The sequence below is a fragment of the Alteromonas naphthalenivorans genome, from assembly GCF_000213655.1.
GTDB classification, from domain to species: Bacteria; Pseudomonadota; Gammaproteobacteria; order Enterobacterales; family Alteromonadaceae; genus Alteromonas; species Alteromonas naphthalenivorans.
The window spans coordinates 2,847,358-2,867,693 of sequence record NC_015554.1 but is presented as its reverse complement, the minus strand read 5'-3'; the positions used below and the strand labels follow the sequence as shown (position 1 = coordinate 2,867,693).

Genomic DNA, 20,336 nt, shown 5'->3' with positions numbered 1-20,336 from the left:
AAGCTTTAGGTTTTGCTAACTAGCTGTAGTAAAGAAGAGGCAATCGCAGGCCAATTGAAGGTATCTGGCTCAGGTAATTCAGTAAGCCAACGCTTTACTTCGCTATCAGTAAATAAATCACCAGAGAGTATCGGCGCTTTCACTGAAATAGTGCGAGAGGGAAGGGGAATGCGTAGCCAGCCGGCATGTAAATGTAATCTGTCGGATGGTGCACCGCTATAAAGTGTGTCACCAAGTATCGCTGCGCCCACACTCTTAAGGGCGACTCGAATTTGATGGGTTTTTCCTGTAAGCGGTTTTACGATAAATCCGCGATAGCCAGGTTTGGCTGATTGACTAAAAAACTGGGTGACTGCAGGGTTATCTTTGCTTTTAAGAAGCATGAATTGGCCGCCGCGACGGTTTTTCATATCGCCTACAATAGAACCTTGTTTCTTTTTCGGCTTGTCGGCACTAATGGCTAGGTAGTATTTACTAACCTGACGGGATGCAAAGGCATCACCAATAAGCGCTGCTGTTTGGGCATTTTTGGCTAAGCACAGACAGCCAGAGGTGCCGGTATCTAAGCGATGACAAAGGTGAAGTTGGCTATAACCGGTTTGTTCTCGAAGTAGGGTGACAATACCAAATGCATGGGTGTCTATTTTACTATCTATTTTACTACCTATGTTATTGAGACCGCAGGCGTCAGCGCCTTCACCGGCGCTAATGTTCTCAGCAGTTCCAGTACTCTGGGTATTTGCAATATTGACAGTATTAGCACAGTCATGCATGGCGATGCCGGAAGGCTTGTTGACGATAAGCACATCTTCATCGTCAACTAAAATAGGTATTTCGTTCACTTAGGCTTTTTCAAGCAGGGCGATGGCTTCGTCGTAGTCTAGTTCGTCTACCGCGTCTTCAATTCCTTGCTTCGTGTCAGCAGAAAGTGAAAGCACGCTTAGCCACTCATCAAGTGTCGATTGGGAAATGAATTCACTGGCTTTTAATGCGGCCATAAATTGCTCACGAGCTTGTGTAGCAACTGCGCTATTTGCTTCAGGCGCGGCGGGGACAGGGGTTGCAGATAGTGCATCTACAGCCGCTATGGTTTCATCAACAAGAGCAGAAAAACTGGCGTAGTCATCAGGAAGGCATTTGTCATTTCTAACGCTTGCTTCAACGGGTTTACTGGCATGATGCAAAGCAAATAAGCCTAAGTTACCTGCCACACCTTTTAGCGTATGGATTAAAGAGTATGCCTCGTCGAAATTCCCTTCTTTCACTAATTGCTGTAAATCATCGTTTGCTGAGCGATATTCATCTGAAAACTTATTTAATAAGGTTAACAACAGTGTTTTATTACCACTTAGTTGAGACATGCCAAATTCAAAATCTAAGACTGTTGCGGGCTGATCCATATAAGTTCCTTTAACTACGTTTTTATACTGTGTTCTATGCCAGTGTATTTCAGAATTTTACAAATTAATACAATGATAGCAAGTCAGAGCAAGTAAAGCGTTAAAAAGTCTGGTAGTCTTCGATGAAACGTATGCCCCAGGCCATTGTCTCAACGGTTGTATTATTATAGACGCTAGTGTGATGCGAGTTAAATGTATTACAAAAGCGAGGCCACCTAGAAGGATCCAGCATGTCAGGAAGTTTGGCGTTTCGCCTTATTGTTGCAGTTTTTGCTATTAGCGTACTTAACGGATGCCAACGGGCAAAAGTAGATACCCCCGCCGATAGCTCCGCAGTTACTATCCCCTACGAAAAGTACACGCTCAGTAATGGATTAACGGTTATTCTTCACGAAGACCATTCAGATCCCCTCGTTCATGTAGATGTGACTTATCACGTAGGCTCTGCGCGTGAAGAAGTGGGTAAATCTGGTTTTGCACACTTTTTCGAGCATATGATGTTTCAAGGCTCAAAGCATGTAGCAGATGAACAGCATTTTAAAGTGATCACCGAAGCCGGTGGTAGTTTGAACGGTTCGACAAATACCGACAGAACAAATTACTACGAAACTGTGCCTGCTAACCAGCTTGAAAAAGTGTTGTGGCTTGAATCAGACCGCATGGGGTATTTGCTTGAAGCGGTAAACCAGGCTAAGTTCGAAAACCAACGTGAAACGGTTAAGAATGAGCGTGCTCAGCGAGTAGATAACCAGCCTTATGGTCTAAGACACGAGCTAAACGGCGAGGCTATGTATCCAGAAGGGCACCCCTATTCCTGGATGACCATTGGTTACGTTGAAGACTTAGATCGGGTTAACGTAAACGACCTTAAAGCCTTTTTCAAACGCTGGTATGGGCCAAATAATGCCGTGTTAACCATAGGCGGTGATATAGATGCGACAAAAACCAAAGCATTAATAGCCCAATATTTTGGTGATATTCCTAAAGGGCCTGAAGTAAAAGATCCTGAGCCTCAGCCTGTGACCCTATCTGAAACTTGTTATATGACGTTAGAAGATAAGGTTCACTTACCGTTACTACAAATTACTTTCCCAACCGTTTATGCACGCCACCCTGATGAAGCACCATTAGATGTGCTATCTGATATTCTAGGCGGCGGTAAAACGTCTTTATTTTATAAAAATTTAGTAAAAGAAGGCATGGCTGTCCAAGCTGTTGTGTCACACCCGTGCCGTGAGCTGGCCTGTGAATTTCAACTAATTGCTTTGGCTAATCCAGCCAAAGTGCAGTCACTTGATGAGCTTCATAAGGTAATAGAAGCTACATTAACCGAATTTGAAACCCGCGGTGTTAAGCCTGACGATTTAGCGCGCACCAAAGGCAGTATTGAAGCATCGACTGTTTTTGGCTTACAAAGCGTAGCTGGCAAAGTGACTGCGCTTGCGGCTAATGAAACTTTTTATCAAACGCCAGATTTAGTGTCTGAAGATATCGCACGATATAATTCTGTGACCGCTGAAGACGTGATGCGTGTGTATAAAAAATATATTAAAGACGCCAATAGTGTGGTGTTGAGTATTGTGCCTAAAGGTCAGCCTCAACTTCAAGCGGCAGAACCAACTTTTGAGCGCCCCGTTAGAACATTGCCTGAAACTGAGCCTGATAATCACGAATATACGTCCTCACCGTCTAGTTTCGATAGAACCGTGCAGCCTAAAGCAGGTGAAGCGCCTGTGGTCACGGTTCCGGATTATTGGGAGCGTGAACTCAGCAATGGCGTAAATGTAATGGGGGTGACTATGAGTGAGACACCCACTGTCACATTAACCCTTAGCATGGATGGCGGGATGTTGTTAGACGCTGAGGGTAAAGCGGGTACAGCATATCTCACCGCGTTAATGATGAATGAATCTACTCAAAACTACACGAATGAAGAATTAGCGAACGAACTTGCTAAGTTAGGTAGCTCAATTCGTTTTAGTGCGGCAGGTCGATACTCTCAGGTATATGTGTCTACATTAACTAAAAACGTAATGCCAACCTTGGCACTACTTAAAGAGAAGTTCTTCAACCCTGCTTTTGCACAAAATGATTTCATTCGAATGAAAGAGCGGGTGCTACAAGGTTTGCAGCAGCAAGCGAAAACCCCGTCTAGTTTGGCTCGACGTGCACGAGATTTAGTATTATTTGGTGCAGACAATCGTGTAAGTCTTCCTGATGAAGGTACCATTGAAACCGTTCAGTCCATCACACTTGACGATGTGAAGCAGTTTTATAATCAGTACTATTCACCGAGCAAAGCGAGTGCCGTCGTTGTTGGCAATATGAGTCCTGATGCAGTAGTAAATGCATTAGATTTTGTAGCGCAATGGGAAGGTGAGTCTTACACCTTTGAAGATTATGATGCGTTCCCTACCTACAATAAGAATCAGGTCTTTTTAATAGATAGTCCTAGTGCGGTTCAATCTGTTGTTTATATCGTTAAACGCAGCTTACCTTTCGATGCCACAGGCGATTACTTTAAATCTCGTTTAGTGAACTTCCCGCTAGGCGGCGGCTTTAATAGCCGCATAAATCTGAATTTGCGCGAAGATAAAGGCATTACCTATGGCGCGAATAGTGCGTTTATGGGAGGCAAAACCCTTGGCTGGTTTGAAGTTGGAACCGATCTTACTGCTGCGAACACAGCCCAAGGTATTACTGAAGTCTTTAACGAAATAAATCAGTATATCGACAAGGGGGCGACGGACGAAGAAATTCAATTTATGCGCAATGCGTTTACGTTGAGCGATGCGTTAGAGTTTGAAACCCCGAATAGTAAGGCGCGCTTTCTTCGTCAATTGCAAAGCTATGGCCTTGAAAAAGGCTACAGAACAGAGCAAATTGAGATAATTAATAGCATTAGCAAAGATGAAATTAACGCACTGGCTAAGCAGTATTTATCGACAGATGCGCTACAAGTTATCGTTGTTGGCGATAAAAATGCGATTCTTGAGCAACTGGAGTCGTTAAATATGCCGATCATCGAATTATCGGTAGATACCAATAGTAGAGAAAAGATAAACTGAGTATCTGATAGCAAGTCATTGGTAATATTGACTTGAATTTAATACGTTGTTCCCCATTTTGTGGGGAACAACTCATCCAAGGATATGAACATTGACTGTAAACTCAACGTGTTTCAACGAGCGTTTGGCTGCGCTTAAATCACCTGAATTTTTATTGGCACTCACGCAAATAAAGCGCGGTGTTGAGCGTGAAGCGTTACGAATTAAGCCAAACGGTGCTCTGTCGCAAGAGCCTCATCCCAAAGCGTTAGGTTCAGCATTAACGCACGACACGATAACCACAGACTTTTCCGAGTCGTTGTTAGAGTTTATTACGCCGCCTGAAAGTAGCGCCGCTAAATCTATTACACAGTTACAAGATGTTCATAAATACACCATTGATAATATTGGCGATGAGCAAATTTGGCCGCTTAGTATGCCGTGTTTTATCGAAGATGAAGCGCATATTCCTATTGCTTATTTTGGTGAGTCAAATATTGGCAAGATGAAGCGAGTATATCGAATTGGGTTAAAAAACCGCTACGGCAGTATGATGCAGGCGATTGCTGGTGTGCATTTTAACTTTTCTTTCTCTGATGATTTCTGGAAGCAATGGGCTGAGCTTAATGGTACTGAGCATAGCCAAGATCAGACATCAGCCGATTATTTCTCATTGATTAGAAACTATCGTCGCTATTGCTGGATAATCCCTTTTTTATATGGCGCCTCACCTGCGTTGTGTGGTTCGTTTTTGAAAGGAAAAGAACACGCATTACCGTTTGAAAAAGTCGGCAAAGGCACGTATTACATGCCGTATGCTACGTCACTAAGAATGAGTGACTTGGGATATACCAGTGCTGAGCAGTCATCGCTTAAAATTTGCTATAACCAGTTAGATAACTATGTTCGGTTGCTTCGTGGTGCTATGGATACGCCGTCAAATCGTTTTAGTAGCTTTGCTGCGGGCGACGGTGGTAACTATCAGCAGCTCAGCCGTAATATTTTACAGATTGAGAACGAGCTGTATTCGCCGATACGCCCCAAGCAACCTACGCAATCGATGGAAAAGCCTACCGATGCCCTGGTAAAACGTGGCATCAGCTACATTGAAGTGCGTGCGTTAGATGTAAATCCCTTTTCGCCAATTGGTATTAGCCAAACCCAATTTGATTTTCTTGATGTGTTCTTGTTGACCTGTTTATTGAAGCCTAGTGCGGAGTTAGACGAAGCGCAGTTGAATGAAGCTAAAGACAACATGAATAGCGTGGTATTAGAAGGGCGAAAACCTAATTTGGCGCTTGTTCGCGATAATGAGGAAACAACATTAACGGCGTGGGCTTCATCATTGTTTGACGAGTTTGAGCAAGTGGCAGAGATACTCGACTTGGCAAATGACACAACACGATATAGTGACGCGGTTGCCGCAGAGTCGAAGAAAGTTGCAAACCCTGCGCTAACTCCTTCAGGCGTGCTTTTAGAGGAATTACTTAAGCATGACAAAGATAATGGTGTTTACGGCCTAGAGTTAGCTGCACGTTATCAAGAGGAAATGAAAGGGTTCGCTTATCAGCAAACTACACAAGCTATGTTTAAAGAGGCTGCTGAGACGTCGTTAGCTGCGCAAGCCGATGTGGAAGCTGCAGATACCAAAGACTTCGATAGCTTTATTCGTGATTATTTTAACGAGCCGCTAGCAAATTCAACGAACCGTTAGCAAAAAAAAACGCCTGATAGAAATCAGGCGTTGAAGGTTCCAGGGAAACACACATTTTACTAGAACATAAGTTAAGACAAGCTATGCATCAAAAGTTCAAACCGTTGTGCATTTTTTTATCAAGTTTGGTCGTGCTTTTTCCGCTGTTTATCGCTGGATGCGCTACAACACCACCGAAAGACAGCAGTAATTTGTGCGAAATCTTCTTTGAGAAAGATGATTGGTACGATGCAGCAGCCGACGCGCGTGATAAATGGGGTGTGCCAATTCATGTGCCTATGGCGATGATGTATCAAGAAAGCTCCTTTCGCCACGATGCCTTGCCTCCCCGTGATTACGTATTTTTCGGCTTAGTCCCTTGGGGCAGAGTAAGCTCCGCTTATGGCTATTCGCAAGCTAAGACACCCACATGGGCTGACTATATGCGCGAAACCGACAACAGCGGCGCTGACCGCGACGATTTCGAAGATGCTATCGACTTCATGGGCTGGTTTATCTATAAGTCTCAAAAGGTGAATGGTATTTCGAAGTGGGATGCTTACGCCCAATACTTGAATTACCATGAAGGCTGGGGTGGCTATAAACGTAGAAGTTACGACCGCAAACCTTGGCTGAAGAAGGTTGCATCTAAAGTAAAAGCACGATCATTACGCTACGCAACCCAGCTTAAAACCTGCGAAGAAGAGCTAAGCAAAGGCTGGTTCATGAAGTTGTTTAGCTAGAAATGCAGACACCCATTTTCAACATAGACACCCACTTAATAAATTTGGACACTCACAGATTTCCAAATCTTGGACATTAATGGGTGTCCAAGTTTTTTGGTTCACTCGGCGAGAAAGGGGTGAGAAGAAACCCACATAAGGCGAAACTTAATCAATTAACCCGAAGCAGGTAGAAAAACTATCCCAAGGTTCGGTTTTTCTTTCTTGCGTATTAATCCACTATAAGCATCAAATATCCACACCAAAATTTAAGCATGCCGCGTCCTCGTAAGTCACTAATATGTTTAGAAGACACTCCTTACTATCATTGCGTTTCTCGTTGTGTGCGAAGAGCATTTCTATGCGGTAAAGACAAGTTTAGCGGAAGAAGCTACGAGCACAGAAGGCAATGGGTTGAGAATCGGCTGCTTAAGCTCGCAAGTGTTTTTGCAATCGATGTTTGCGCTTATGCAGTAATGAGCAACCATACCCATACTGTATTGCGTGTTGATAAGGGGCATGCGCTTGCAATGAGCCCTGAGGAAGTTCTGAGTCGGTGGCATACTCTTCACAATGGAACTTTGCTCACTCGTCAATTTATGAATAAAGAACAGAGGCCTGGCCTCTCTGAAGCGCAAGTGAAAACGGTACTATCTTGTGTGGAGATGTATAGAAAGCGTTTATACGATATCAGTTGGTTCATGCGGCTTCTTAATGAGTTTATTGCGAGAAAAGCAAACAAGGAGGATGAATGCACAGGGCGCTTTTGGGAAGGGAGGTTTAAGTCTCAGGCTTTACTAGATGAATCAGCGTTATTGGCCTGTATGGCCTATGTTGACTTAAACCCCATTAGAGCTAGTAATGCGAATACGCCTGAAAAGTCCATGTATACCAGTGTGAAGCGTCGTATAGCAAAGGCGAAAAAGAATAAACAACCCCAAGAGTTACTTCCATTTATTGGTGATTCACAAGATAGTAAGGTAAAAGGCTTACCTTTTCGGTTAGATGATTATTTGCAGTTAGTCGATCAAACCGGTAGACAGCTAAGAAGTAACATCAAAGGAGCGATCCCGCGAAATTGCGAGCCTATTTTATCCCGTACTGGTTTAACACAAACAGATTGGTCAGCCGTTGTAAGCTCTATTGAGAGTAACTTCTCCAGTAAGATAAGCTTGGCACTGGTAAAACGAAAAACTGGATTGAGCCCTCAATTAGCCTGCTGAACTTGAATTCGCTATCCCAACTTATGTAATTCAAATCAATAAGTACTGAGGGAGTTAATGCCTGTTTTTTAGTAACCTCAGTAATTCTTCTGATATTAAACGCCACATTTAACCAACCCGTCCGCACAGTATAACCGGACAGAAAAAAGTGTCCGTTCGGACACTTTAATAACCGTTTATCTAATAAAGTCATTATTAATCATTCAGTTAACTTTTGGCACGTTATTCGTAGTACTAGTTTACACTCCTAACAGAAACTAGATGAATATGTTGCTTTTTCACTTTATCAGCCTACCTATTGTTATTTTTATTATTGTAGTGTTGCTCGCTAATTTTGAGTCAGTAAGTCATGAGGATGTCTTATGATTCAGGATACTAGTAGTCAGGATACCGTTGTTGTAACGCAGCCGTCGCGAAAAAAATGGGTGGGTGTCTTAGCTATACTCTTAATAGTGGGTGTCTTCGGATATTTTTTTCTTTTTTCTAGCTCAACCGCCGGTCTATCTAGCAGTCGTGATTCGCTAAAATTCAGTGTAGTAACAAAAGGCGAACTGATTAGGGATATCGTCACCACTGGCAGAATAATCGCTTCAAATGCCCCGCAATTGTATAGCCCTGAGCAGGGCTATGTACTTTTAAAAGTAAAGCCCGGAGACTCGGTAGAAAAAGGGGATATTGTAGCAATAGTCGATTCTCCCGAACTGCAGAATACTATGAAGCAAGAGCAATCCGCGCTAGCAAGCTTGAAAAGTGATCTTGCTAGGCAAGAGCTTGATGTACGTAGACAGGCACTGTTATTAAACAAACAAGCTGATATTGCTAACGTAGAATTGGTTGCCGCCCAGCGAGAAGAAAAAAGAGCAAAATTGTCAATTAAAGATCACCTCATAAGCCAGATAGATTTAGAAGAGGCGCTAGATAATTTAGCCAAAGCACAAGTGACTTATAAGCACGCCATTAGTGAAATTGAACTAGCAACAGACACGTTAGCCTTTGAGCTTAAGACCACGAAAGAGAAGGTCGCCAGGCAAGCTCTAGTTGTTGATGACCTTACCCGCCAACTTGCCGATTTAACTATTAAAGCCAGCGTGTCTGGTGTCGTGGGGAATGTACTGATTCAGCCGAATGCGCTTGTGGCCAAAAATGAGCCATTAATGAAATTGGTAGATTTAACGGCTTATGAAGCTGAGCTAAATGTTGCTGAAAGCTACGCAAATGAGTTGGGGTTAGGGATGAGTGTTGAATTAAAAGTGGGTGTCCAAAAAGTGATTGGCACACTGGCTTCAATATCCCCAGAAGTTGTCGATAGGCAAGTTATTGCAAGGGTACGCTTCCCTGAAAACAGCGTGCAATCAATTCGTCAAAATCAGCAGGTGTCAGCACGAATATTGTTAGAGAACAAAAGTGATGTACTCAAGGTAGAACGTGGGAGTTTTCTTCAAGCAGGAGGCGCAACGGCCTATTTAGTTACCGGTGATCTGGCCGAGCGAATAGACATTCAGATTGGCGCAACTAGCATCCGAGAAGTCGAAATTCTCAGCGGCCTGGAAGAGGGTGATCAAATAATAGTTTCAAATTACGAACAGTTTAATCAAGCGTCTACAGTACTTCTGCGCTAATAAAAAGGATAAATAGCAATGTTAACCATGAACAACGTAAGCAAAATATATCAGACGAACAGTGTACAAACTCATGCGCTAAGAGATTTTTCGCTAACCGTAAATGAAGGCGAGTTTATTGCGGTAACAGGGCCTTCTGGCTCTGGGAAAACAACATTTTTAAACATTGCTGGTTTGCTGGAACCGTTCACATCAGGCCAATATACCTTAGATGGCGTGGATATCGGTGGATTGTCAGATAATCAAACTGCCGACTTAAGAAACCAAAAAATTGGTTATATATTTCAGGGTTTCAATCTAATACCTGATTTGAATTTATATGAAAATGTCGAAGTGCCCCTGCGTTATCGGGGCATTGCCGCAAAAGAGCGTAAAGTAAGAATTGAACAATGTTTAGAGCAAGTTGGTTTGGCCAGCCGAGCTAAACATTTACCGCAACAGTTGTCTGGCGGGCAACAGCAACGTGTTGCAATCGCACGAGCTCTTGCGGGCAAGCCTCGTTTCTTACTTGCCGATGAACCTACGGGAAATCTGGACAGCCTGATGGCCCGCCAAGTTATGGAGCTACTTGAAGAGATAAACAAAAATGGCGCCACGATTGTAATGGTAACCCATGATGCCGAATTAGCGCGCCGAGCGCCTCGGAATATTCAAGTCGTAGATGGGCAGTTAGCCGACTTTACCTTATATCAGGGTAAGCCGTCTTTAGCAGCCACCCTCGACAATAAAACCGTTGTTGCGTCAGGAGTGTAATATGTTTCTCCACTATATTGATTTAAGTTGGCGAAGCATAAAACGCACGCCCGTCATTAGCTTTTTAATGGTGTTTGCCATTGCCATTGGTATAGGGCTTACTATGACCAGTCTGTCAGTTTATCACATGATGTCGATGGACCCCATTCCCCACAAAAGCAGCGCGATTTATTATCCTCAGCTAAATATTATGGACGATGGTCGTGAGTGGCATTCATCTGACAACCTGCCGTATCAACTTACTTATCAAGATGCCGTTAATCTGTACAACGCAGACATTTCAGTCCCCAAGTCACCTAGTTTTAGAAGTGGCTTCTCTGTACACCTAAATTCGCCCGACGTTAAACCTACCATGGAGCCCGCGCGAATGGTGAATAGAGAGTTCTTTTCTATCTTCGACCGACCTTTTATTTATGGCGCACCTTGGTCTTTACACTCACAAGACACCCATGAATATGTAGTGGTGATATCAGAAAAAATTAATAACCGTTTATTTGCAGGTAAAGACTCGGTTGGCCAACATATTTACCTTGATAATAACAGTTACCGAATTGTGGGTGTCTCAGCCAATTGGGACCACCATGTGAAGTATTATGACGTGAACAACGGTGCGTTTAACTCCTCTGAACAGCTCTATATTCCTTTCGCTATTGGCGCGCTGGAAGAAATTACCACCTGGGGAAACTTAAACGGGTGGAAGCATGAGGGAATTAAGAACTATCAAGATTTAATGCATTCAGAACATGTGTGGATTCAATTTTGGGTTCAGTTGAATACGGAAGCAGAGAAGCAACAATTCGCCAATTTTCTTATGACTTTCATGGAAGAGCAAAGAGAAAAAGGCCGCTTCAACCGAGAAACGTTGGAATACAAGCTTCGAAACGTGACGGAATGGCTGGAGTACAACTCAGTGGTATCTGAAGACAATCGTATTCTGGTGGGGTTGAGTTTTATGTTTCTATTAGTGTGTGTGTCCAACATTTTAGGGTTGCTGCTGGCGAAGTTTTTAAAGCGGGCGCCAGAGGTGGGTGTCCGGAGGGCACTCGGTGCCAGTAAACGTCATATATTTGCCCAGCATATTGTCGAAGTGTCGGTGATTGGGCTAGCCGGTGGCTTGTTAGGAATTGTGATTGCGCAAATTGGGTTATGGGGAATTCGGGTGACCAACAGCTATTATGATGCCCTAGCAACTATGGATGTCTCAATGTTACTCGCTGCGCCAATTATCGCCCTTGTGGCCAGTTTCTTGGCTGGATTGTACCCAGCTTGGTTGGTGTGCAGAACACAACCCGCTATCTACTTAAAAAGCCAATAAGGAGCAGGCTATGTTAGACATTAAACCTATCTTCAATGCAATACGCCGTTCCAAAATTGGCGCCGTGCTTCTGTTACTTCAAATAGCGCTTACCATGGCGATTGTTAGCAATGCTGCATTTATGATTAATGATCATGTTTCGTATCTTCGCGAAGATACAGGGTTCCCAGAAAAGGAAATCTTTAGCTTGTCGGTCATGACATTCGGGAAAGACCGCTCCCTCAGCCAACAAGCAGAACTCGATGAAACAATGATTCGAAGCCTCCCTGGCGTAATTGACGCCAGTTTGATTCAAGCGGTACCCTTGTCAGGCGGTGGATCATCTTCATCAGTGGCATTAAAGCCTTCTCCTGAGCAGTCTAAATCTATCAGCGTGCCTTACTATTATATGGACGAACATGGTTTAAATACCTTCGGTATAAAACTGCTTGAAGGGCGAAATTTTAGGCCAGAAGAGGTTATTGTTGGCAATGACTTCACCGGTAACGGCCCCAACACAATTATTGTTTCTCAAGCCCTTGCTGATGCATTATTTTCCGATGGTGGTGCGCTGGGAGAAACGGTTTATCTTAAAAATAGACCCCTTGAAATTATCGGAATAGTGGGAACAATGAAAAGCCCTTGGCCTAATGGTATGCGAGATAAAACCACTGCTATTGTGCCGTTTATGGATGTCCAAAATTATCAACATATTCTAGTTCGTACGGATAAAACTGAACGAGCTAACATCATGGCGAATATTGAACAGAAAATGTTGGACGTTTACGATAAGCGGGTCATTATTAATGTGGACGGGTTAGATAAAACCAAAGAAAACTATGACGCCACCGATGTGCTCATGATGCGTATGTTGATTGTACTTGTTGTTATTCTTCTACTGGTGACTGCACTTGGCATATTTGGGCTTACGCAATTCAACATTAGCAAACGCACAAAACAAATTGGTACCCGCCGAGCGCTAGGGGCAAGAAAGTCTGCTATCGTAAGGTATTTTTTAGTCGAAAATACCATGGTCTGTATAGCGGGTTTAGTGATAGGGGGATTAGCGGCAGTGGTTTTAGGTGATGTAATGATGAAATCCTACTCTATTTCATCATTAGAACCCGAGTTCATTGTGGGTACTGCCGTGTTCATTTTTGTAATGAGCCTACTGGCCGTTATTGTTCCCGCCATGCGAGCCGCTAATATTTCACCCAGTATTGCTACTCGCAGTATATAAGTCGTATTTAAGAAGTGTAGACATGACCAAAGTCTTAATTGTTGATGACAACGCCGCTGTATTAGAGGCGTTATCACTATTGCTAGAAATTCATGGTTACGAAGTGGTGACAGCCACAACGCCAAAAGCGGCGCTGCAGATAGTCAATTACCAAGCTATCGGGCTAGTGTTGCAAGATATGAACTTCAGTGCAGACACAACCTCAGGCGAGGAAGGGCGCGAGCTCTTCTTCGCGCTGCGTCAGTTAAATCCGCTATTACCCATTATTCTCATCACGGCGTGGACAGAGCTAGAACAAGCGGTAGAGTTGGTAAAAGCAGGCGCAGCTGACTACATTCCAAAGCCGTGGGATGATAGTAAGCTTATTACCACCATTAAAAACCTCGTGGCGCTAGGGCAAGCCGCCAGCCAAAATAGAGTGTTGAAGCAACAAGCGGCAAATTTTGACAATACCCGCCAAGCAGCCGTAAGTATTGGGTTGGTGTACGAAAGCGCAGCCATGCAGCGGGTAGTAGATATGTCGGTGCAGGTGGCTAAATCTGATGTACCGGTACTCATCACTGGGCCTAATGGAAGCGGAAAGGAAAAGATTGCAGAACTCATTCAATCTCAATCACCCCTTAATCAGTCAGCATTTGTGAAGGTAAACGCGGGCGCCCTTCCTCAAGAGCTTATTGAAGCAGAGCTCTTTGGCGCAGAAACCGGCGCGTTTACCAGCGCTAACAAAACGCGAATTGGCCGTTTTGAAGCCGCCCACCAAGGAACCTTGTTTTTAGATGAAATCGGCAATTTGCCGCTGTCAGGCCAGGTCAAATTATTGCGCGTATTGCAAACGGGTGAATTTGAAAAGCTAGGGTCGGTGAAAACACAAAAAACAGACGTAAGGATAATATCGGCCACCAATTCTGATTTAACTCGCGACATCGCAAACGGCGCATTTCGCGAGGATTTGTTTTATCGCCTCAATGTCATCGAAATTAATGTGCCGCCCCTTAATGAGCGAGGAGATGATGTGTTGGCCTTAGCAAAGCATTTTTTACCAGGTCGAGATATTAGCCTCACTGGGCAGCAGGCGCTACAAGCCTATGCGTGGCCAGGAAATGTGCGTGAGCTTGAAAATGTATGTCGACGAGTCAGTATATTACATCCAGATGGTACGCTGGATGCTGATGACTTCGGTTTACCCTCTATTAGCGGTGAGGTGAATACAGAGCGAAAAGGGGGAAAAGAGCCGAGCAAATCAGAGATTGAGGCGGCGCTTACAGAATTTAACGGCACTATATCTAAAGTGGCAAGGTACTTAGGGTTATCCAGACAAGCGCTTTACCGCCGGCTAGATAAATATGGAATTGATTATAAATCGTGAGGTTAATTAAAAATAAGCTTCGGGTCGCTGCGCTTTGTGCCACAGCAATAGGTATGGCGCCTATGTTGTATGTAAGCGACCTGTCGGTTGTTCAAAAAGCTTTGCTTGTCCTTGTGTCTTTATGCTTATGTGCACTTGCAGTCAAAGTCTGTACAGCGCCAATAAACAAACAATTAGAGGCGCTTAAAATAGGTTTGCTCAATTTTAAAGACGGTGAGTTTTCGTCAACACTGGCTTGTAAAACAAGCGACGAGTTTAAAACCTTATTCCAGCTTTATAACGATACCGCAGAAACCCTTCGCCGAGAAAAGCAGTGGTTGTATCAACGAGAGCTAATGCTAGATAAAGTGCTGCATAGTTCACCTGACGTTTTATTATTAGTGAACGATCAGAAGCATGTGGTGCTAAGTAACCGCCAAGCCTGCGAGTTCTTCCATCCAACAACTAGGATGGAGGATACTGGCTCTGAGGAAAATGGCGCTGGTGCAAATAAGTTGGGCGCCAGTAGGTTGGGTGCTAGCAGTTCGGGTACCAGAAGCTTGGAAGGTTACACCCTCGGCACTTTACTTAACAATAAACCAGACACGCTAAAAGATGTTTTGCTAGAAAATCGAGAAGGGCTATTCACTTTGCCTCAGGGGGCTAGCGGCATTCAAACATGGCATATGTCTACAGGAACGTTTTTATTAAATAACCAAACTCACCGACTGTATATTCTTAAGCAAATGACGCGAGAGCTTAACCGACAAGAAGTATCGGTGTGGAAAAAGGTAATAAGAGTAATTAGTCACGAGCTCAATAATTCCTTGGGGCCTATTTCTAGCCTATTACATAGCGGCCAAATTGTAGGCCAACAAAATGGTGATGCCCGTCTGGTGCGTGTGTTCCATACTATTGAAGAACGTATCGCCCACTTAAACCAATTTGTTCAAGGGTATGGAAGATTTGCAAAATTGCCTCCACCAGTTTTAGCAACAATTGATTGGGATAAAATAACGGCGCAACTCAGCAATCAATGTGACTTTAAGTTAACCATGCAAGAGGCTGTTGAGGTGAAAGCCGATGCAGTCCAATTAGAGCAGCTATTAATTAACTTACTTAAAAATGCCCATGAGTCGGGAGGCGACCCACAGGATGTGGAGCTCGTCATTAAACAAACGGCTTCTCAAGTTATTATTGAAGTACTCGATAGCGGAAAAGGCATGACGGATAGCGTGATGACGAATGCGCTGGTTCCTTTTTATTCCACTAAAGCTAATGGGAGTGGATTAGGGTTAGCGCTATGCCGAGAAATAACGGATGCGCATAATGGCCACTTAGTAATTCAAAACCGAAAAGATAAGGGATTATGTGTGCGTTTTATTATTGATAAAACGACAAAGTAGCAGGCAAAAAAATAGGGGAACAGACGGGCGTCTGCTCCCCTTACGACGCTAAGCCAAGACCGTTTTTAACCTACGTCGAACAGGCATGTACAATGTATTGCAAATGAGAATGATTTGCAATGGCATTATGGGTTATTTTTAATTTTTTTATACATTGATCTCGATCAACTTCTCTACATCCCTCCTATTTACCGTATTTCAGACTTGATCCAGATCACAAACCTTCGCCAAGAAATCGCTATCATTACCTTATTAACCCTGTGAGGAGAAACACTATGTTACTAAGTATGATTTCAGATCCCGTTGTATGGGGCTCGCTTTTAGGTATTAGTATTATTATTGGAATGGGCGTGTTTTATACCTACCTATTTATGCACAACAGCGCAGAACTTGATAAGTAAAAATTGTTTTGCCTGTAAGTCGCGGCGTTTGACATGAATTAGGTAAATGATAGGTCAAAAACTCAGTAACGATAACTACGTTCACTATCGCTTATATTCTGGCGTGGGCACATCTAGCAACACAAGCAATGCCGCTTGTCCGCCGTATTCAAGTGGTGCTTGATGGAAAGCATTCACGTGTGGATGCTGTATTAAGTAGTGGGGGAGTGCATTTTTTAAAACGCCCTGTCCAAACCCGTGCATAATAGAAACACAATCTACCGACTCTTTTCGGGCGGTATAAATTAATGAGGCTATTTCTGTTTTTGCCATTTCTCGGGTCATACCGTGCAAATCCAGCAGAAACTCAGGGGAATAGTCTCCTCGTCTAAGCTGTTTTAGTACATGCGTTGGCACGCCTTCTCGGCAATACCGCATGGGGCCTTCTTGCGGAAGTACGGCTTGGTACATATCGGAAAAACTAAAACTCGCCGCTACTTGCTTACTGCCTTTTAGGTCTTTAACCCCTGCTAATTGCTTTTTCTTTTCAAGGGCGACTTTCTTATTCGGAACAATCTTGTCCTGCTCCATGGGCTTTACACCTTGCACAGCATCAGCAAATGAGAAGGTATCTTCAATCACTTTTAGCTTCTCAATGCCTTTTTTCATGGCTTTTAGTTCTTTTTTAAATGCTTTCATTATGAACCGATATGCAAATTAACGTGGGCGCAGGCGTTATCTTTGGGTATGATACCAGCTTTCATATTCCTGATGTACCCAAGCTCTTATGACCGACAAGTTTTACTTAGAAGAAGCCATCGAAGATTTACACAGCATACTTGATATGATTCGGTGGGCTACCAGTCGATTTAACGACGCCGCCCTCTATTTTGGTCATGGTACCGATAACGCTTGGGATGAAGCATTAAGCCTTACCATGCAAGCGCTACACTTGCCGCATTCGTTATCTGAGCATGTTGGCGACAGCATGTTGTCATCAAGACTCACAAAAAGTGAGCGCGAAAAAATTGCTGAGCTTGTTTTAAAACGAGTTCAAACCCGTATGCCTCTGCCTTACATTACCAACGAAGCTTGGTTTTGCGGCATGCCATTTTACGTTGATGAGCGCGTGCTTATCCCTCGCTCTCCGTTTGCAGAACTGATTCAAAATAATTTTGAGCCCTTCGTTAAAGAAGCACCGTCGCATATTTTAGATATGTGCACAGGGGGTGGTTGTATTGCTATTGCGCTTGCGCATGCGTACCCCGACTCACAGGTTGATGCGGTAGATATAAGCGAAGATGCCCTTGAAGTGGCCGATATTAATATTCAAGAGCATCAATTAAGTCACCGTGTTTACCCTATTCATTCTGATTTATTTACTAATTTAACCGGGCAGAAGTACGATTTAATCGTATCAAACCCACCTTATGTTGATGCTGAAGACATGGCCGACTTACCTGATGAATATCATCACGAGCCCGAGCTTGCATTAGCAGCCGGAGACGACGGGTTAGAACTTGTGGATATTATGCTGCGTGAAGCACCACAATACCTAACCGATAACGGCTGGTTGTTCATTGAAGTGGGTAACAGCGAAGTGCACATGGACACTCGTTTCCCAGGCCTTGAAGTCATTTGGCTTAGCTTTGAAAATGGCGGGCAGGGGATATTTGCCGTGAACAGCTCAACATTAAAAAACTATTTTAACAGCAAGGATTAATTCTCGATTATGTCAGGCAACAGCTTTGGAAAACTCTTCACCGTTACCACATTTGGAGAAAGCCACGGTATCGCCATTGGCGGTGTTGTTGATGGTTGCCCTCCTGGCCTCACGTTAAGTGAAGCTGATTTACAGGGCGATTTAGACAGACGTAAGCCTGGTACATCCCGTTATACCACCGCCCGTCGTGAAGATGATGAAGTGCAAATTTTGTCTGGCGTGTTTGAAGGAAAAACGACGGGTACCAGTATTGGTTTGTTGATTAAAAACAAAGATCAACGAAGCCAAGACTACTCAAATATTGCCGACCGTTTTCGCCCAGGCCATGCCGATTATACCTACGATCAAAAGTATGGTTCACGTGATTATCGTGGTGGTGGTCGCTCGTCTGCCCGTGAAACTGCGGTACGTGTTGCTGCGGGTGGTATTGCCAAAAAGTATTTAAAAGAAGTGCATGGCGTTGAAGTACATGGCTACCTTTCTCAATTAGGGCCTATTAGCGTTGAAAACGTTGACCATGCGGTGACGAATACCAATCCTTTTTTCTGCCCTGATGAAAGCAAACTCGAAGCGCTAGATGAATACATGCGCGAGCTAAAGAAATCTGGCGATAGCATCGGTGCTAAAGTTTCAGTCGTGGTAAAAAACGTACCAGTGGGTTTGGGCGAGCCAGTATTCGATAGATTAGATGCCGATATTGCGCACGCTATGATGGGCATTAATGCGGTTAAAGGCGTAGAGATTGGCGACGGTTTTGAGGTTATTAACCAAAAAGGCAGTGAGCACCGAGATACGCTTTCACCTGAAGGTTTCCAATCAAACCATGCGGGTGGCGTATTAGGCGGTATTTCAACAGGACAAGATCTTGAAGTACATATGGCACTTAAACCAACATCTAGTATTTCAGTGCCAGGTAAAACCATCAACAAGCAGGGTGAAGAAATCGAAATCATCACCAAAGGTCGTCACGACCCTTGTGTCGGTATTCGTGCGGTGCCTATTGCTGAAGCGATGATGGCGATTGTATTGATGGATCACTACTTGCGTCACCGTGCGCAAAACGCTTCTGTGGTATCGACTACCGTAGCTATTGCAGGTCAGGCAGGTCAGGCAGGTAAAGCTGAATAAGCGCTAACTAAGCGCTAACTAAGCGCTAACTAAGCGATAAGAAAACAGCGCGTCAGTATAATATACCATCCAGCTTATCCCCTTCATACGCCACAGGTAACGTTACCTGTGGCGCTATCGCATACGGAGTTGTGCAGTGCCATTCGCTAAATTGCCTTTTGCTAACCATAAATCACTCATTGTTCTCGCGTTAACCTATTGGCTGTACTTTGGTCAGTTAGGTGTTTTGGTCCCTTACTTGGGAATATTTCTCGATGGTCGTGGTTTTAGCTCTGCTGAAATAGGGGAGCTTTTTGCAGTGATAACCCTTGCACGTATCTTAGGGCCAGGAATATGGGCGGGCATTGCTGATAAAAAAGGCAACGCGGTGAGTGTGTTAAGGCTGGGTAGTTTTCTTACCGTGGCAACTTTCTGTTCCGTATTCTTGTTCGAAGGATTTTGGGGGCTTACCCTTTCTTTCGGCTTAATGATGATGTTTTGGACCGCGGTACTACCTCAATTAGAGGTTATCACCATGAAGTCAGTAGAAGGCACTAAAGCCAGCTACGGGCTTATAAGGTTGTGGGGAAGCATTGGCTTTATATGCTTAACGGTAGGTGTAGGTAAAGCCTTAGATAGCTTTTCTACTGAAACGCCAGTAATAGCGAGTGTGGGCGTGTTATTGCTGTTGTTCGTGACCACGTTATTCATTCAAGCGCCTAAAGCCAGTGCCGAGAAACACACGGCCGTAGGCAGTATTTGGCAGTACGCCAAACAGCGCCCGTTTGTAGTTTTCATCTTTGCTTCTATATGCTTACAAATTAGCTTCGGAGCCTATTACGGCTTTTTCGCGTTGTATATGCGCGACCTTGGCTACAGCGGTCAGCAAACTGGTTTATTTATCGCCCTGGGCGTACTGGTTGAAGTGGGTATTTTTCTTATTGCTAGCCGTTTAACTGCACGTTTTGGCGTGTGGAATCTGTTATTCGCCAGCTTGTTATTAACCGCACTGCGTTGGTACGCATTAGCATCTGCTGCCGATAGCATGGCGGTGATATTACTCAGCCAAGTTATTCATGCACTCAGTTTCGGGTTAACCCATGCGGTGTCTGTGCACTTCATTCATCAATTTTTACCACCTGCATTTCACAGCCGAGGTCAAGCCATTTATATTAGTGTGGCATTTGGGTTCGGTGGTGCGTTCGGTAACTATATGGCAGGGCAGCAATGGGACCAAGGAGCCAACGCGTACGAAACCTTTGCCACCGCAGCGGTGTTCTCGGCGATAGGGGCGGCTTCCTTGTTTTTCTGTAAGCGTAAGCACCTCATGTAGAAGTTATTCTTATCAAAGACTATTGTTCAAAAGCGCTGCCAAAAATTAGCC

17 protein-coding genes are annotated in these 20,336 nt (G+C 44.0%); 14 read left to right on the top strand and 3 right to left on the bottom strand.

What is annotated here, in order from left to right; all coding sequences use genetic code 11:
- Positions 1-5 precede the first annotated feature (5 nt).
- Together AMBT_RS12530 and AMBT_RS12525 are read right to left on the bottom strand one after the other, a co-directional pair.
- Complete coding sequence (locus AMBT_RS12530) at positions 6-842, bottom strand: pseudouridine synthase (protein WP_013785000.1); 837 nt, start codon at positions 840-842, stop codon at positions 6-8.
- Positions 843-1,400 carry an Hpt domain-containing protein gene (locus tag AMBT_RS12525; protein WP_013784999.1) on the bottom strand — a complete coding sequence of 186 codons (558 nt, stop codon included), beginning with the start codon at positions 1,398-1,400 and terminating at the stop codon, positions 843-845.
- A 230-nt stretch (positions 1,401-1,630) separates the two neighbouring features.
- Here AMBT_RS12525 and AMBT_RS12520 point away from each other — a divergent pair, with 230 nt between their 5' ends.
- The 11 genes from AMBT_RS12520 to AMBT_RS22220 all read left to right on the top strand — a co-directional run bounded on the left by AMBT_RS12520 (position 1,631) and on the right by AMBT_RS22220 (position 16,143).
- Positions 1,631-4,468: a M16 family metallopeptidase gene (locus AMBT_RS12520; RefSeq protein WP_013784998.1), complete on the top strand. Its 2,838-nt coding sequence runs from the start codon at positions 1,631-1,633 to the stop codon at positions 4,466-4,468.
- Positions 4,469-4,559: 91 nt separating this feature from the next.
- The gene (gene gshA, locus AMBT_RS12515) at positions 4,560-6,161 is read left to right on the top strand and encodes a glutamate--cysteine ligase (protein ID WP_013784997.1); all 1,602 of its coding nucleotides are present in this window, start codon (positions 4,560-4,562) and stop codon (positions 6,159-6,161) included.
- Positions 6,162-6,244: 83 nt separating this feature from the next.
- Entirely contained in the window at positions 6,245-6,883 is a 639-nt protein-coding gene (locus AMBT_RS12510; protein WP_013784996.1) for a transglycosylase SLT domain-containing protein, read from the top strand.
- A 254-nt stretch (positions 6,884-7,137) separates the two neighbouring features.
- On the top strand, positions 7,138-8,085 hold the full coding sequence (locus AMBT_RS12505) for a transposase (protein ID WP_041452569.1): 948 nt from the start codon (positions 7,138-7,140) through the stop codon (positions 8,083-8,085).
- A 362-nt stretch (positions 8,086-8,447) separates the two neighbouring features.
- Entirely contained in the window at positions 8,448-9,704 is a 1,257-nt protein-coding gene (locus AMBT_RS12500; RefSeq protein WP_013784993.1) for an efflux RND transporter periplasmic adaptor subunit, read from the top strand.
- A gap of 18 nt (positions 9,705-9,722) precedes the next feature.
- Positions 9,723-10,457: an ABC transporter ATP-binding protein gene (locus AMBT_RS12495; protein ID WP_013784992.1), complete on the top strand. Its 735-nt coding sequence runs from the start codon at positions 9,723-9,725 to the stop codon at positions 10,455-10,457.
- Between the two features lies 1 nt (position 10,458).
- On the top strand, positions 10,459-11,772 hold the full coding sequence (locus AMBT_RS12490; protein ID WP_013784991.1) for an ABC transporter permease: 1,314 nt from the start codon (positions 10,459-10,461) through the stop codon (positions 11,770-11,772).
- A gap of 10 nt (positions 11,773-11,782) precedes the next feature.
- Positions 11,783-12,991 carry an ABC transporter permease gene (locus tag AMBT_RS12485; protein WP_013784990.1) on the top strand — a complete coding sequence of 403 codons (1,209 nt, stop codon included), beginning with the start codon at positions 11,783-11,785 and terminating at the stop codon, positions 12,989-12,991.
- 22 nt (positions 12,992-13,013) lie between these two features.
- Complete coding sequence (locus AMBT_RS12480; protein ID WP_013784989.1) at positions 13,014-14,357, top strand: sigma-54-dependent transcriptional regulator; 1,344 nt, start codon at positions 13,014-13,016, stop codon at positions 14,355-14,357.
- Positions 14,354-15,742: a sensor histidine kinase gene (locus AMBT_RS12475; RefSeq protein WP_013784988.1), complete on the top strand. Its 1,389-nt coding sequence runs from the start codon at positions 14,354-14,356 to the stop codon at positions 15,740-15,742. Before AMBT_RS12480 ends, AMBT_RS12475 begins: the two co-directional genes overlap by 4 nt.
- Positions 15,743-16,017: 275 nt before the next feature.
- Positions 16,018-16,143, top strand: coding sequence for a DUF3149 domain-containing protein (locus AMBT_RS22220; protein ID WP_013784987.1), 126 nt, complete (start codon positions 16,018-16,020; stop codon positions 16,141-16,143).
- 84 nt (positions 16,144-16,227) lie between these two features.
- On the opposite strand, the gene smrB is transcribed toward AMBT_RS22220, so the two are convergent.
- Positions 16,228-16,821, bottom strand: coding sequence for an endonuclease SmrB (gene smrB, locus AMBT_RS12470; RefSeq protein ID WP_013784986.1), 594 nt, complete (start codon positions 16,819-16,821; stop codon positions 16,228-16,230).
- An 88-nt stretch (positions 16,822-16,909) separates the two neighbouring features.
- Between smrB and prmB the strand changes: the two genes are divergently transcribed.
- The 3 genes from prmB to AMBT_RS12455 all read left to right on the top strand — a co-directional run bounded on the left by prmB (position 16,910) and on the right by AMBT_RS12455 (position 20,285).
- Positions 16,910-17,845 (top strand): 50S ribosomal protein L3 N(5)-glutamine methyltransferase, encoded by a 936-nt coding sequence (gene prmB / locus AMBT_RS12465; protein WP_013784985.1) that lies wholly within the window; start codon positions 16,910-16,912, stop codon positions 17,843-17,845.
- Between the two features lie 9 nt (positions 17,846-17,854).
- Positions 17,855-18,973: a chorismate synthase gene (aroC, locus tag AMBT_RS12460; protein ID WP_013784984.1), complete on the top strand. Its 1,119-nt coding sequence runs from the start codon at positions 17,855-17,857 to the stop codon at positions 18,971-18,973.
- 136 nt (positions 18,974-19,109) lie between these two features.
- On the top strand, positions 19,110-20,285 hold the full coding sequence (locus AMBT_RS12455) for an MFS transporter (RefSeq protein ID WP_013784983.1): 1,176 nt from the start codon (positions 19,110-19,112) through the stop codon (positions 20,283-20,285).
- Positions 20,286-20,336 lie beyond the last annotated feature (51 nt).